General features: G+C 66.4%; 12 protein-coding genes and 1 pseudogene. 10 read left to right on the forward strand and 3 right to left on the reverse strand.

Annotated features, from left to right (window positions below; genetic code table 11):
* Positions 1-189 precede the first annotated feature (189 nt).
* Complete coding sequence (locus tag JYG37_RS09405; RefSeq protein WP_050012477.1) at positions 190-906, reverse strand: YdcF family protein; 717 nt, start codon at positions 904-906, stop codon at positions 190-192.
* Between the two features lie 160 nt (positions 907-1,066).
* On the opposite strand from JYG37_RS09405, the gene JYG37_RS09410 reads away from it, so the two are divergent.
* Positions 1,067-1,384 (forward strand): hypothetical protein, encoded by a 318-nt coding sequence (locus JYG37_RS09410; protein ID WP_050012478.1) that lies wholly within the window; start codon positions 1,067-1,069, stop codon positions 1,382-1,384.
* Between the two features lie 193 nt (positions 1,385-1,577).
* Here JYG37_RS09410 and JYG37_RS09415 read toward each other — a convergent pair whose 3' ends face one another.
* The gene (locus tag JYG37_RS09415) at positions 1,578-1,829 is read right to left on the reverse strand and encodes a hypothetical protein (RefSeq protein WP_050012479.1); all 252 of its coding nucleotides are present in this window, start codon (positions 1,827-1,829) and stop codon (positions 1,578-1,580) included.
* Between the two features lie 202 nt (positions 1,830-2,031).
* A pseudogene (locus JYG37_RS09420) lies at positions 2,032-2,427 on the reverse strand (transposase); the annotation flags it as partial.
* A 430-nt stretch (positions 2,428-2,857) separates the two neighbouring features.
* On the opposite strand from JYG37_RS09420, the gene JYG37_RS09425 reads away from it, so the two are divergent.
* The 9 genes from JYG37_RS09425 to truB all read left to right on the forward strand — a co-directional run bounded on the left by JYG37_RS09425 (position 2,858) and on the right by truB (position 14,983).
* Positions 2,858-3,760, forward strand: a complete 903-nt coding sequence (locus JYG37_RS09425) for a LysR family transcriptional regulator (protein WP_089488385.1) — start codon at positions 2,858-2,860, stop codon at positions 3,758-3,760.
* A gap of 74 nt (positions 3,761-3,834) precedes the next feature.
* Positions 3,835-5,037, forward strand: a complete 1,203-nt coding sequence (locus tag JYG37_RS09430) for a pyridoxal phosphate-dependent aminotransferase (protein ID WP_204383814.1) — start codon at positions 3,835-3,837, stop codon at positions 5,035-5,037.
* A gap of 272 nt (positions 5,038-5,309) precedes the next feature.
* Positions 5,310-6,341 carry an SMC-Scp complex subunit ScpB gene (scpB, locus tag JYG37_RS09435; RefSeq protein ID WP_124556360.1) on the forward strand — a complete coding sequence of 344 codons (1,032 nt, stop codon included), beginning with the start codon at positions 5,310-5,312 and terminating at the stop codon, positions 6,339-6,341.
* Positions 6,342-6,401: 60 nt separating this feature from the next.
* On the forward strand, positions 6,402-8,135 hold the full coding sequence (rluB, locus tag JYG37_RS09440; protein ID WP_124630433.1) for a 23S rRNA pseudouridine(2605) synthase RluB: 1,734 nt from the start codon (positions 6,402-6,404) through the stop codon (positions 8,133-8,135).
* Positions 8,136-8,580: 445 nt separating this feature from the next.
* The gene (gene rimP, locus JYG37_RS09445) at positions 8,581-9,039 is read left to right on the forward strand and encodes a ribosome maturation factor RimP (protein ID WP_006476167.1); all 459 of its coding nucleotides are present in this window, start codon (positions 8,581-8,583) and stop codon (positions 9,037-9,039) included.
* Positions 9,039-10,514, forward strand: a complete 1,476-nt coding sequence (nusA, locus tag JYG37_RS09450) for a transcription termination factor NusA (protein ID WP_006476166.1) — start codon at positions 9,039-9,041, stop codon at positions 10,512-10,514. Before rimP ends, nusA begins: the two co-directional genes overlap by 1 nt.
* 91 nt (positions 10,515-10,605) lie before the next feature.
* Positions 10,606-13,524 (forward strand): translation initiation factor IF-2, encoded by a 2,919-nt coding sequence (gene infB / locus JYG37_RS09455; RefSeq protein WP_213346042.1) that lies wholly within the window; start codon positions 10,606-10,608, stop codon positions 13,522-13,524.
* Between the two features lie 114 nt (positions 13,525-13,638).
* Positions 13,639-14,037: a 30S ribosome-binding factor RbfA gene (rbfA, locus tag JYG37_RS09460; protein WP_050012484.1), complete on the forward strand. Its 399-nt coding sequence runs from the start codon at positions 13,639-13,641 to the stop codon at positions 14,035-14,037.
* Between the two features lie 13 nt (positions 14,038-14,050).
* Complete coding sequence (gene truB / locus JYG37_RS09465; RefSeq protein WP_050012485.1) at positions 14,051-14,983, forward strand: tRNA pseudouridine(55) synthase TruB; 933 nt, start codon at positions 14,051-14,053, stop codon at positions 14,981-14,983.
* Position 14,984: the final 1 nt, after the last annotated feature.

The raw sequence follows: 14,984 nt of genomic DNA on the forward strand, positions 1-14,984 counted from the left end.
GAGTGTTGCCGTTTTGTCTGGCGACTGCCGTCGAGTGCGTGTCGAGTGTAACAAAAGTGACGGATCAATGTGCACCGGATCGTCGCACGACGCAAGACCTCGTTGAAGTCGCGCAACACTTCGCGCACTTCGTCACGCGTCTGCCATCCGGGTGGCACCGCGATTTTCGCGCCGGGTTTCCCGGTGTCGTCAAAACCAGCCGAGCCAGCGATACACGTGGAATTGCGCGATTCCCACCAGCTCGTGCAGCGCCTGCGCGGCGTTGGCCACATTGCGCCAGCGCGGCAGCCAGCCAGTCTGCGCGCGGCGGAGATTCGCATAAACGGGCTGCGGATCGATGCCGAAACGGCGGAAATCGAGCAGGGCGCGGCGCATCTGATACGACGACGTGACGAGAATGCGCGCGTCGTCATACTGTGAGCGTAGTATAGACGCAGTGAATTTCGCGTTTTCGTAGGTCGTGCGGCTGTTCGGTTCGAGCACGAGGTCGGCGGGCGCCACGCCCTGCGCGACGAGCTGGCGTCCGTAGACGGCCGCCTCCGTGTCGCCGTGATGTTGCGGGTCGCCGCCCGACATCACGACGGTGCAGCGCTGGGCCTGCTGCCGGCACGTGCGATAGAGCGCCGCCACCTTGCGGATGCGCGCGACGCCGTCCGGCGGCGGCTGCAATCCGGTGTCGGTGCGGTGCGTGCCGGCGCCGATGAGGATCAGCGTGGTGCGCCCATGCATGTCGGGGCGCTCGACCGGCGTGACGCCGGCCTCGGTCCACGCGATCAGCGGCGCTGCGAGCCAGCCCGTCGCGAGCAGCCAGAACAGCGCGGCGGCGGCGATCGAAATGGTTCGACGCTGCTTGCGGCAGAGCATGAAACCGATGAAGAGAAGTACAAATGAATCGAACAGAATCAATTTGATTGGGGTATGGTGTCTTTTTATGGACGGCTGACGATACGGCCCTGACGCGACGCCGAACAACGTTGGCCTCCAGAATCGGTGGCGGTTTCGGCGGGCGGAGACCCCGCCCGGTGCGCCGCTTCGCATTGTCGCTGCACTTTAAGAAAGAATCGAGATGGCCACGTATTCCAACGAAGCGGTGCTCGACGCATTGAGACGAGTGCAGTACCGCCAGGTACCGTGGGCACGCCGCCCGGGCGTGTTCGAGTATCTCCGTTCGCTCGGGCTGATGGACACGGTCAGGCAGAAGACCGTTGCCCCCGCACCGGGCTTTCATGCACCGGTCGACATTGCCGTACTGACCGACAGCGGTCGAGCCGAATTCTCGCGCCTCGAGCGCGCCGAGAAATTACTTTCCTGGACTGATCGCCGCATGGACGACTACGCATTGAGCGAAGCGGGCGCCGTGGCGATTCTCGAAAGCCGCCTGTAGCGGGCTTCATCCCGGCCCGTGCGTCGCCGCGCAGGCCGGCGATGCAAAAAAAAGCCCGTATCGCGAGGATACGGGCGTACCGGATACTTTTGCTGCTGCCACGCTGTGCTCATGGCAACGATGTGACTCGCCGCATGCGGCGCAGTTCCCGGATCCGGGCATTTTCTTTGGCGAAATCTCGAAATCGACAGGACTACGGATGACGCGACATGCCGGGCGGCTGTGAGCCGATCCGCGCCCGAGCGTTGCTGGCGATATCGCCGCGCAAGTCGCCGCGCGGCACGGTTTGCCGGCTCGACGAGTTGGCGGCCGGCGGCTGGCGGAGGCTGTTGCGGTGGTCCTGCTGGCGATGGGGCGGCTTCGCGCGATCGTCGGCATGGGCCGGAGCGGCCAGCGCCACGGAAACGACAATGCCGCATGCAACGAGCAGTGACATTGTTTTCATGGCGGGGCTCCCTCTCAAGCCGTCCGTGCGGCCTGTTGATATGACGCTAAGGTAAGCGTGGGAGTGCAGGCTTGCTGTAAATATTGGTAAATAGATGTTTCGCGGCACGACAACGGTAATCGACGGCAAAGCGTGCGACGCAACGAAGTCGCGTCGCAGAAAGACACCGGGCGGCCGCAGCCGCCCGATCGAGCATTCGTTACGCCATCTTGACGGGGGCGCGCCAGGATTCCGGATTGGTCCAGAAGGCGCCGCGCAGCCGGTCGCGGCTCGGCGGGGCGGGCGGCTTCGCCGCGCTTGCGCCGATGCGTCCGCGCAGCGAGATTTGCCGGCCGCTCGTGCCGAGTCGTTTCACGATTTCGGCGAGCGTACCGTCCGCCTGCCATTCGTCGAAGCGGCGGCGGCAGGTCGGCGGGGACGGGTAGCGGCCCGGCAGTTTCGACCAGCCTTCACCCGTCGACAGCACCCACAGCACGGCGTTGACCACCGACCGGGCTTCCACGCGGGGACGGCCGCGCCGCTCGCTCCGCGCGGGCTCCGAGCAAAACAGACCCTCGACCAGCGCCCACTCGTTATCTCTCAAATCGTCGAACAGCATCATGTCCTCACCTCAGCGAAGCTAACTCCGGTGCGCTGCCCTGCGCCGCGCACTCTTCAAGCACTCGAGCGTCGAGTGCCGGGTGGGGGCGTCCGGTTGGCCGGCAGCGGCGTTTCTGCTCTTCCGTCCGACGAACCTGCACCCTGTGCGCAAGGTAATGCACGAAGCGTGCCATGTCGGAGGTGAATCCCTCGAGAGCCGCTTGGCAGCGAGCTAACGGCTAAGTCAGCTAGGGGCGTATAAGACGCCAAAATAACCCGTCAGCAAATCGGGACAATCACCAATCTTGTGCAATTCGCCCATGTCACGTGCGTTTGCGAATCTATTGCACCGCAGCGAAACATGGACGGCGGGGGCCAGATTCGCTCACCGCGGACGGCTTCGCACATTAGAATCACGCATCGATATCGGCGATTGATGAGGTCGGGACATGAACGTTACGCTGCGCCAGCTTCGCGTGTTCATCGAGGTCGCGCGGCTCAAGAGCTTCAGTCGGGCGGGTGACGAGATCGGGCTCACGCAGTCCGCGGTCAGCCGTTGCGTGCGTGAGCTCGAGGCCGAACTCGGGTTGAAGCTGATCGACCGGACGACGCGCGACGTGCAGCTGACCGACGTCGGCGGAAACCTGATCGCGAGCGTGTCGCGCCTGCTCGACGATCTCGACGACACGCTGCGCGAGATTCGCGAGATCGGCGAGCAGCGTCGCGGGCGCGTGATCGTCGCGGCAAGCCCGACGATCGCCTGCAGGCTGATGCCGCGCGTGGTGGCGTCGTGCGAGCGCCAGTTCCCGTTCGTGACGCTCGGCCTGCGCGACGACGTGCAGAGCGACGTGCTGCGCAAGGTGAAGTCGAGCGAAGTCGACTTCGGCGTCGTGATCGGGCCGCTGACGGTCGCCGATATCGTCTGCGAGCCGCTGATGACCGATTCGTTCTGCCTCGTCGCGCGCGCCGACCATCCGCTTGCGGCGCGGGCCGAGGTGCCGTGGACGGCGCTCGACGGCGAGCGCCTCGTGCTGCTCGATCATGCGTCGGGCAGCCGGCCGCTGATCGACGCGGCGCTGGCCACGCATCGCGTCAACGCGACGGTCATGCAGGAGCTCGGGCATTCGGCGACCGTGTTCGGGCTGGTCGAGGCCGGTGTCGGCGTGAGCGTGCAGCCGTGGCTGTCGTTGCCGCTGCCTGCCGGCTCGACGCTGGTCGCGCGGCCGCTCACGCCGCGCACCGAACGCACCGTCGAGCTGGTGCGCCGCCGCGACCGGTCGTTGTCGCCCGCCGCGCAGGCGATCTGGGAGCTCGTGCGGCAGATGCCGGCAAGGGCCGAGGATCTCGACTGACGTGCGCCGCCGTGCGCCGGTCCGGCTTGCCGGCCGGTACACTACGCGGATCGTGTTCCTCCGCGGTGTTCTCGATGACGCATTCCGCAGGTTTTTTCCCGCCGCACGATGAGCCGGCGGCGCGCACCGCGGTGCATGCGCTGCGGCCGTCGCTGATCCGCGAGGTCGCGAACGCCGGTTTCGGCGTGCCGGACATGCTGCCGTTCTGGTTCGGCGAATCCGATCGCGTGACGCCGGACTTCATCCGCGACGCCGCGGCGGCGGCGCTGCGCGACGGCGCGACCTTCTACACGCACAATCTCGGCACGGCGCCGCTGCGCGACGCGATCGCGGCCTACGTCAGCGCGCGTCACGGTGCGACGGCGGCCGACACGGTCGCCGTGACGAGTTCGGGCGTGAGTGCGCTGATGCTGGCCGTCCAGATGCTGGTCGGGCCGGGCGAGCGTGTCGTCGCCGTCACGCCGCTGTGGCCGAATCTCGTCGAGATTCCGAAGATTCTGGGAGCGCAGGTCGATTGCGTGCCGCTCGGCTACGGCGACGCGGGCTGGCAGCTCGACGTCGGCCGGCTGCTCGCGGCGCTGACGCCCGATACGCGGATGCTGCTGATCAACTCGCCGAACAACCCGACCGGCTGGACGATGTCGCGCGACGATCAGCTGGCCGTGCTCGCCCATTGTCGTCGTCACGGCATCTGGCTGGTCGCCGACGAGGTGTACGAGCGGCTTGCCTTCGACGAGGGCGGCGCGCCGTCGTTTCTCGACATCGCGTCTCGCGACGAGCGCGTCGTGGTCGTGAATTCGTTCTCGAAGGCATGGGCGATGACGGGCTGGCGGCTCGGATGGCTGATTGCGCCGGCCTCGGTGATGGGCGACCTGTCGAAGCTCGTCGAATACAACACGTCGTGCGCGCCGGGCTTCGTGCAGGCCGCGGCCGAGGTCGCGTTGCGCGACGGCGAGCCGTTCGTGCGGTCGTTCGTCACGGCGCTGCGCGACGCGCGCGATCACCTGGTCGCCGCGCTGCGGACGCTGCCGGGCGTCGAGGTGCCGCCTCCGCCGGGCGCGATGTACCTGTTCCTGCGGCTGCCGGGGGCGGCCGACAGCCTGGCGTTCTGCAAGACGCTGGTGCGCGACGCGGGGCTCGGCCTGGCGCCCGGGCGTGCGTTCGGCCCGGAGGGGGAGGGGTTCGTGCGCTGGTGTTATGCGTGCGATCCGGCGCGGCTCGACGCGGGCGTCGAGCGGCTGCGCCGGTTCCTTGCGCATGGCGCGGGCGCCCGCTGAAGCGGGGACGGAGCGGGTGCGCCGCCCGGGCGGCGGCCTGTTCCACTCATCTTTACGCACCGGGCAATTTTGCGTAATATGGCGCTCAGTCACGCGGTTCCGTCGTTGAGCCGTGCTGTTCCGTCCGGTTTGGGCCTGGCCTGAAGTTGGTTCGCCGCCCCCGGTTCGTGCTCCCATCAATATGACCGATCAGAATCGGGCGAGCGCGTCTTCCGTTCCTTTCGTCTGTTTGTTGATCCGGTTCGTTTGACCACAGGGTCTGGCCTAGCTGCATGAATACCCAAGAGGCGAAGATCGTCCTCGAGACTGCTTTGATCTGTGCGCAGGAACCGCTGAAGCTTGGCGATTTGCGCAAGCTCTTTGCCGACGGCGTGTCGGCTGACACGGTCCGCACGTTGCTCGAAGACCTGAAACAGGATTGGTCCGGTCGCGGTGTCGAACTGGTGGCGCTGGCGACCGGGTGGCGCTTTCAGAGCAAGCCGGCGATGCGTCATTATCTGGATCGCCTGCATCCCGAGAAGCCGCCGAAATATTCGCGCGCGGTGCTCGAAACGCTCGCGATCATCGCGTACCGGCAGCCCGTCACGCGCGGCGACATTGAAGAGATTCGCGGCGTCACGGTCAATACGCAGGTGGTCAAGCAACTCGAGGACCGCGGCTGGATCGAGGTGATCGGTCATCGCGACGTGCCGGGGCGTCCGGCGCTGTATGCGACGACCAAGCAGTTCCTCGACGATCTCGGCCTGAAGGCGCTCGACGACCTGCCCGCGCTCGAAGAGCCGGCCGCGAACATCGAGGCCGCGCTGCTCGCGCAGCAGGCGATGGATTTCGACGGTGACATGCCGGCGGCCGACGCGCCGCAGGCGCTGGCGGATGAAGCAGTCGCCGGCGAGTCGACCGACGGGGCCGGCGATGCCGCGGCCGACGTCGCGTCGACGCAGGAAATTCCGGGTCGCGATACGCTCGATGCTGATCGCGGGCAAACGGAACAGATTGAACAGACGGAACAGGTTGGCGCCGAAGCAGTGCCGACCGATGTGCAGCCCGAGCCGCAGCGTGCGGATTGGAGCGAGGAAGATCGCAAGCCGGCCGCCGAAGCGGCTGCCGGAGACGGAGCGGAAGCGGCCGGCGGCATGCCCGGCGAGGCCGATCAGGCCGACGCATCCCGCCCCCGTCCTGCGGACGACGAGACGCTGGACGACACGTCCGACAGTCTCGCGGATGCCGTGCGAAGCGCCAGTGCGCCCATCGGCGCCGACGCGCTGCCGGACGACGAAGCAGAACCCGAACAGCGTCGCGCCTGATCGCGGCCAACTTCTTGCCGCGCCCGCGCCGGGCGCGAGACCTGACATTTTGAGGTTGTTTTGACAGATATCCACGATATTGAATCGTCCGCGCCTGCCGTGCAGGCAGCGCGTGCCGACGATGCGCCGGAGCAGGATGCTTCGGCCGCGGGTGGCGACGAGCGTCCCCGCCGCGGTCTGCGGCGCGGCCCGCGCAGCCTGATCGCGCGGCGTCGCGCGGCGGCCAAGTCGAAGGGCGCCGAAGGCGAGCAGCCGGGTGCCGAGGGCGCGGATGCGCAGCCGGCCGACGCTGTCGACGCGCAGCCGGCGCGTGCGCCGCGCAAGGAAGGCGCGGCCAAGGGCGGTCGCAAGCCGGCCGCCAAGCGCGAAGGCGCACCGAAGGGTGGCCAGGGCGGCCAGGGCCGTCGCGGTGCGGCGAAGGCTGAAGGCGGCCCGGCGAAGGCGGCGGAAGGCGATGCGTCCCAGGACGAGCTGTTCGCATACGTGACGTCGCCCGCCTTCGACGCGGACAACTCCGCGGGCGGCAGCGGCGTGCGTGCGCCGATGCTGCGCCGCGGCCGCAGCCAGCCGGCGAACAAGCGCGTGCTGTCGCCGGACGACGACGCGCCGAAGCTCCACAAGGTGCTGGCGGAAGCAGGCATGGGTTCGCGCCGCGAAATGGAAGAGCTGATCGTCGCCGGCCGCGTGTCGGTGAACGGCGAGCCCGCGCACATCGGCCAGCGGATCATGCCGACCGACCAGGTGCGGATCAACGGCAAGCCGGTCAAGCGCAAGCTGCCGAACAAGCCGCCGCGCGTTCTGCTGTATCACAAGCCGACCGGCGAGATCGTCAGCCACGCGGATCCTGAAGGCCGTCCGTCGGTGTTCGACCGTCTGCCGCCGATGAAGACGGCGAAATGGCTCGCGGTGGGCCGCCTCGACTTCAATACCGAAGGTCTGCTGATGCTGACGACCTCCGGTGATCTCGCGAACCGCTTCATGCATCCGCGTTACAGCGTCGAGCGCGAGTACGCGGTACGCGTCGTCGGCGAGCTGGCCGAAGGGATGCGGCAGAAGCTGCTGCACGGCGTCGAGCTCGACGACGGTCCGGCGAATTTCCTGCGCATCCGCGATGGCGGCGGTGAAGGCACGAACCACTGGTATCACGTCGCGCTGGCCGAAGGCCGCAACCGCGAAGTGCGCCGGATGTTCGAGGCGGTCGGCCTGATGGTGAGTCGGTTGATCCGGACGCGTCACGGCCCGATTCCGCTGCCGCGCGGCCTGAAGCGCGGTCGTTGGGAAGAGCTCGACGACGCGCAGGTGCGCAAGCTGATGGCGACCGTCGGCCTGAAGGCGCCGGCCGAGGAGAAGGGCAAGCGCGGCAGTGCCGGTCCGGCCGAGCGTCGCCAGCCCGACCCGATGGAGACGTCGATGGGCTTCATCAGTCGCGAGCCGGTGCTGACGACGCACGGGCAACTCGACCAGCCGCGTCGCGGCGGTGGCCGACGCGGCGGCCCGGGTCTGCCGGGCCTGAGCGGCTACGGCAGCCTGCCGGTTGCGCCGTCGGGTTATGGCAACCGCGCGGGCGGCGGCCGTGATGGCAACCGCGCAGGCGGCGGCCGCGACGGCAATCGCACCGGCGGTGGTCGCGATGTCGACGGCAATCGCGCGTCGTATGGCGCGGGCCCGAAGCGCGGCGGCAGCAAGGGTGGCGGCAATCGCAATCCGAACGGCAATCGTGCGGACGGCGCCGGCAACGGCGGCGGCGCGCGCGGTGGCCAGCGTCCGCAGCGCAGCCGCACGCGCGGCCGCTAAGCGTCTATTGGCGCACGGCGGCGTAGAGCCGCCGGCGTGCCGGCTCGATCGGCGTCCGGCCGATTTTTCCGGCACGACGCATCGCGTCGATGATCTTCGGCTGTATCCATGCCGCGTGCCGCGGCAATGCCGATCATCGGCGCGGCGGGATGCGCCGGTCGACCGGACAAGCCCGATTTCGCATTTTCGGTCCGTAAAGGCGGCCGACGCGCTGCTTTTACCGGCTGGCTTGGCGTTTGCGCCAAAAATCGCTATAATCGCGGAGTCGCTGGGCGTACGGATTCAATGTGCGGCTCAGGTGCGACCACCAGTAAGAAGATGGGCGTTCCGCCCATTTTTTTTTGCTGAAACGGTTAGGCATCTCGGGTAGCGCTTCCTGCGCCGGCTAAGGCGCGCGCCCGCGGGTGAATCGCGAGCGGCGGGCGCGAACACCTGAGAGGACACTGTGCAACTGACGGAACTGATAGAAACCACGGTCACCGGGCTCGGCTACGAGCTGGTGGAACTCGAGCGCACCGGGCGCGGCATGCTTTGCATCTATATCGATCAGCCTGCCGGCATCTCGCTCGAAGATTGCGAAAAGGTTACGCGTCAGCTCCAGCACGTCTTGACGGTCGAAAATATCGATTACGAACGGCTCGAAGTCTCGTCCCCGGGGCTCGACCGCCCGTTGAAGAAGCTGGCCGACTTCGAGCGCTTCGCCGGCAGCGAAGTTTCCGTGACCTTGAAAAAGCCGCTGGACGGGCGCAAGACGTACCGGGGCATTCTGCACGCGCCGAATGGCGAAACGATCGGTTTGGAATTTGAGGGGAAGAAGGGCGAGGCAGCCATGCTGGATTTCACGCTGGCCGATATCGATAAAGCCCGCCTGATTCCGCAAGTTGACTTTAGGAGCCGCAAATAATGAGTCGCGAAGTGTTGATGCTGGTGGATGCGCTGGCGCGCGAGAAAAACGTCGACAAGGATGTGGTGCTGGGCGCCCTCGAGGCTGCGCTCGCGTCCGCTTCCAAGAAGCTGTTCGACGAAGGCGCCGAAATCCGCGTCCATATCGATCGCGAAAGCGGCGAGCACGAAACCTTCCGTCGCTGGCTCGTCGTGCCCGACGAGGCAGGCTTGCAGGAGCCGGATCGCGAGATCCTGCTGTTCGAAGCACGTGAGCAGAAGCCCGACGTCGAAGTCGGCGAGTATGTCGAGGAACCCGTTCCGTCGATCGAATTCGGTCGGATCGGCGCGCAGGCCGCGAAGCAGGTGATCCTGCAGAAGGTGCGCGACGCGGAGCGCGAGCAGATCCTGAACGACTACCTCGAGCGTGGCGAAAAGATCATGACGGGTACGGTGAAGCGGCTCGACAAGGGCAACTTCATCGTCGAATCGGGCCGTGTCGAGGCGCTGCTGCGCCGCGATCAGCTGATCCCGAAGGAAAACCTGCGCGTGGGCGACCGCGTGCGGGCATACATCGCGAAGGTCGACCGCACCGCGCGCGGCCCGCAGATCGAGCTGTCGCGCACGGCGCCCGAATTCCTGATGAAGCTGTTCGAGATGGAAGTGCCGGAAATCGAGCAGGGCCTGCTCGAGATCAAGGCGGCCGCCCGCGATCCGGGCGTGCGCGCGAAGATCGGCGTGATCGCGTACGACAAGCGGATCGATCCGATCGGCACCTGCGTCGGCATCCGCGGTTCGCGCGTGCAGGCCGTGCGCAACGAGCTCGGTGGCGAAAACATCGACATCGTGCTATGGTCGGAAGATCCCGCCCAGTTCGTTATCGGCGCGCTCGCGCCGGCAGCCGTCCAGTCGATCGTCGTCGATGAAGAAAAGCATTCGATGGACGTCGTCGTCGACGAGAACGAACTGGCTGTCGCGATCGGCCGCAGCGGTCAGAACGTGCGCCTTGCCGGCGAACTGACCGGCTGGCAGATCAACATCATGACGCCGGACGAATCCGCGCTGAAGCAGGGCGAAGAGCGCGACCGGCTGCGTGCGCTGTTCATGGCGCGTCTCGACGTCGACGAAGAAGTTGCCGACATCCTGATCGACGAAGGCTTCACGAGCCTCGAGGAAATCGCGTACGTGCCGCTCAACGAAATGCTCGAAATCGAGGCGTTCGACGAGGACACCGTGCACGAACTGCGCAACCGCGCACGCGACGCGCTGTTGACGATGGCCATCGCGAACGAAGAAAAGGTCGAGAACGCAGCGCTGGATCTCAAGAGCCTCGACGGCATCACGCCGGAGCTGCTCGCGAAGCTGGCCGAACACGGCGTGCAGACGCGCGACGATCTCGCCGAACTGGCTGTAGATGAACTGGTCGACATGACCGGAATGGAAGAGGATGCCGCTAAGGCGTTGATCATGAAAGCACGTGAACATTGGTTCCAGTGAGAAATGACCATGGCGCACTGATTTGATGGCGGCCGTATGGCCTGACCCGATGCTAACCGCAAGGAATCGGTCCTTGCACTAAGAGGAATGAATGGCGAGTAACAACGTAGCCCAATTTGCCGCGGAACTGAAAATGCCTGCTGGTGTGCTGCTCGAACAGCTGCAGGCAGCGGGCGTCCAGAAAGCGAGTGAAGACGATGCGCTGTCCGAAGCGGACAAGGCGCGTCTGCTCGATCATTTGCGCAAGTCGCACGGCGCAACCGACGGCGACAAGCGCAAGATCACGCTGACCCGCAAGCATACGTCGGAGATCAAGCAATCTGACGCGACGGGCAAGGCTCGCACCATTCAGGTCGAGGTCCGCAAGAAGCGTACGTTCGTCAAGCGCGACGACGTGGCCGACGGCGCGGAACAGGGTCAGGCGCAGGTCGCCGAAGCGGACGACGATGCAGAACTGAAGCGTCGCGAGGAAGAGGCGCGCCGCGAGGCCGAGCTGCTCGAGAAGCAGGCGCAGGAGTTGCGCGAGCGTCAGGAGCGCCTCGAGCGCGAGGAAGCCGAACGTCGCGCCCGCGAGGAAGCGGCCGAGGCCGAGCGCCGTCGCGCCGAGGAAGAAGCGGCGACGAAGCGTGCCGCGGCGGAAGCCGCCGCAGCCCAGCAGCAGGCGGCAGCGCAGCAGGCTGCTGCTGCCGAGCAGGAAGCGACGCCGACGCAGTCCGCGCAGGACGAAGCACGCGCAGCCGCCGAACGCGCGGCGCAGCGCGAAGCGGCGAAGAAGGCCGAGGACGCTGCCCGCGAGGCAGCCGACAAGGCGCGCGCCGAGCAGGAAGAGATCAGCAAGCGTCGCGCGGCGGCAGAAGCCGAAGCACGCGCGATCCGCGAAATGATGAACACGCCGCGCAAGGCCGTGATCAAGGCAGTCGAGCCGCCGAAGCCGGTCGAGCCGCCGAAGCCGGCTGAAGCGAAGGGCACGCTGCACAAGCCGGCGAAGCCGGAAGGCGCACAGGCGCGTCCGGCCGTGAAGAAGCCGGCGGGTGCGGCGGCTCCGGCCACCACGCAGGCGCCGGCAGGCGCGGGCGACCGCAACAAGAAGCCGGGCGCAGGCAAGGGCGGCTGGCAGGACGACGCATCGAAGCGTCGCGGCATCAAGACGCGCGGCGACTCGAGCGGCGGCGTCGACCGCGGCTGGCGCGGCGGCCCGAAGGGTCGCGGCCGTCACCAGGACAGTTCGACGTTCCAGGCGCCGACCGAACCGATCGTTCGCGAAGTGCATGTGCCGGAAACCGTGTCGGTTGCCGATCTCGCGCACAAGATGTCGATCAAGGCCTCCGAAGTCATCAAGGTGATGATGAAGATGGGCCAGATGGTCACGATCAACCAGGTGCTGGACCAGGAAACGGCGATGATCATCGTCGAGGAACTGGGCCACCGCGCGGTTGCCGCGAAGCTGGACGATCCGGAAGCGCTGCTCGTCGAAGGCGAAACCGGTACCGATGCGGAGCAACTGCCGCGTCCGCCGGTCGTCACGGTGATGGGTCACGTCGACCACGGCAAGACGTCGCTGCTCGACCACATCCGCCGCGCGAAGGTTGCAGCGGGCGAAGCGGGCGGCATTACGCAGCACATCGGCGCTTACCACGTCGAAACGCCGCGTGGCGTCATCACGTTCCTCGATACGCCGGGTCACGAAGCGTTCACGGCAATGCGTGCACGCGGCGCGAAGGCGACCGACATCGTGGTGCTGGTGGTGGCGGCCGACGACGGCGTGATGCCGCAGACGAAGGAAGCCATCGCCCACGCGAAGGCGGGCGGCGTGCCGATCGTCGTCGCGATCAACAAGATCGACAAGCCGGATGCGAACCCCGATCGCGTCAAGCAGGAGCTGGTCGCGGAAGGCGTCGTGCCGGAAGAATACGGTGGCGATTCGCCGTTCGTGCCGGTGTCGGCGAAGACGGGCGCGGGTATCGACGATCTGCTCGAGAACGTGCTGCTGCAGGCCGAAGTGCTGGAACTGAAGGCACCGGTCGAAGCGCCGGCCAAGGGCATCGTGATCGAAGCGAAGCTCGACAAGGGTAAAGGCCCGGTCGCGACGATCCTCGTGCAGTCCGGTACGCTGAACCGCGGCGACATCGTGCTGGCGGGTACGGCCTACGGCCGCGTCCGTGCGATGCTCGACGAGAACGGCAAGCCGACGAAGGAAGCCGGCCCGTCGATCCCGGTCGAAATCCAGGGTCTGTCGGAAGTGCCGGGTGCGGGCGAGGAAGTGATCGTGCTGCCGGACGAGCGCAAGGCACGTGAAATCGCGCTGTTCCGTCAGGGCAAGTTCCGCGACGTGAAGCTCGCGAAGCAGCAGGCCGCGAAGCTGGAAAGCATGCTCGAGCAGATGGGCGAGGGCGAAGTGCAGAACCTGCCGCTCATCATCAAGGCCGACGTGCAGGGTTCGCAGGAAGCGCTCGTGCAGTCGCTGCTCAAGCTGTCGACCGACGAAGTGCGCGTGCAGATCGTGCACAGCGCGGTGGGCGGCATCAGCGAAAACGACGTCAACCTCGCGACGGCATCGAAGGCGGTCATCATCGGCTTCAACACGCGTGCGGATGCTCAGGCACGCAAGCTGGCCGAGGCGAACGGCATCGATATCCGCTACTACAACATCATCTACGACGCAGTGGATGAGGTGAAGGCGGCGATGTCGGGCATGCTGGCGCCGGAGAAGCGCGAAGTCATCACCGGCATGGTCGAGGTGCGCCAGGTCTTCAAGGTACCGAAGATCGGCACGGTCGCCGGTTGTATGGTCACGGACGGTATCGTCAAGCGCTCGTCGTCGGTGCGCGTGCTGCGCAACAACGTCGTGATCTTCACGGGCGAACTCGAATCGCTGAAGCGCTTCAAGGACGACGTGAAGGAAGTGAAGCAAGGCTTCGAGTGCGGTATGTCGGTGAAGAACTTCAACGATATCGTCGAAGGCGACCAGTTCGAAGTCTTCGAAGTGACCGAAGTCGCGCGTACGCTGTAATCGTCGCGCATCGGCTCATGGGCGGGGCAGGCTTGGGCCTGTCCCGCCCATTTTCATGGTGGCGTGCCGAAAACGGCCGCCGCTTCATCCTGATAAACGGATCACGGATCGATCATGTCCAGGAAACGTACTTCCCCCAATCGCAACGTTCAGATCGCCGACCAGATTCAGCGCGATCTGTCCGAACTCATCATGCGCGAGGTCAAGGATCCGCGCGTCGGCATCGTGACCATCCAGAGCGTGGAACTCACGCCGGACTATGCGCACGCGAAGGTCTATTTCACGGCGCTCACCGGCGATCCGGACAAGACGCAGGAGGCGCTGAACCATGCGTCGGGTCACCTGCACAACCTGCTGTTCAAGCGCCTGCACATTCATACGGTGCCGACGCTGCATTTCCATTACGACCAGACGATCGAGAAGGCCGTCGAAATGTCGCGCCTGATCAAGGAAGCGAACTCGACCCGCGCGAAGGACGACGACGAGGCCGACGCGCCTGCCAAGGACGACTGAGCTCGACGGGCCTATGACGAATGCAGCACCCCAACGTCCGCGCGTGCCCCGGCGCGTGCTGGACGGCGTTCTCCTGCTGGACAAGCCGGTCGGCCTGTCCAGCAACGATGCGCTGATTCGCGCGAAGCGCCTGCTTCTCGCGAAGAAGGCCGGTCACACCGGCACGCTCGATCCGCTGGCTTCGGGCCTGCTGCCGTTGTGTTTCGGCGAAGCGACCAAGTTTTCGCAGGATTTGCTCGACGCCGACAAGACCTATGAAGCGACGATGCGTCTCGGCCAGCGCACGGCCACCGGCGACGCGGAAGGCGACGTGATCGACACGCGGCCGGTCGAATGCGATCGAGCGGCGGTGGAAGCCGCGCTCGTGCGCTTCACCGGCGACATCGTGCAGGTGCCGCCGATGTATTCGGCGCTCAAGCGCGACGGCAAGCCGCTGTATGAATATGCGCGCGCCGGTCAGACCGTCGAGCGGAAAGGCCGCAACGTGACGATCCACTTGCTCGAACTACTCGCGTGCGAGCTGCCCGACGTGACGTTTCGCGTGACCTGCAGCAAGGGCACGTATGTGCGCACGCTGGCGGAGGATATCGGCGAAGCGCTGGGTTGCGGCGCGCATTTGACGATGCTGCGTCGCACGGGCGTCGGTGCGCTGACGCTCGAGCATGCGGTGACGCTCGACGCGCTGTCGGACGCGGCCGAATCGGCGCGCGATGCATGGCTGCAGCCGGTTGATGCGCTGCTGTCGACGTTTCCGCTGGTGCGTCTCGACGAAGCCAGCGCGAAGCGGTTTCTGCACGGGCAGCGGCTACCGCTGTCGGCGCTCGAACCGATCGACGCGGGCGAGGGCGAGCGCGTGCGCGTGTACGACGCAACGCGGTTGCTCGGCGTGGCGCGCAAGGCGAATGGCGTGCTCGCGCCGGAGCGGCTGGTCGTGACGGCTGAGTGAT

Source organism: Burkholderia sp. LAS2, assembly GCF_018417615.1.
Classification (GTDB): domain Bacteria; phylum Pseudomonadota; class Gammaproteobacteria; order Burkholderiales; family Burkholderiaceae; genus Burkholderia; species Burkholderia sola.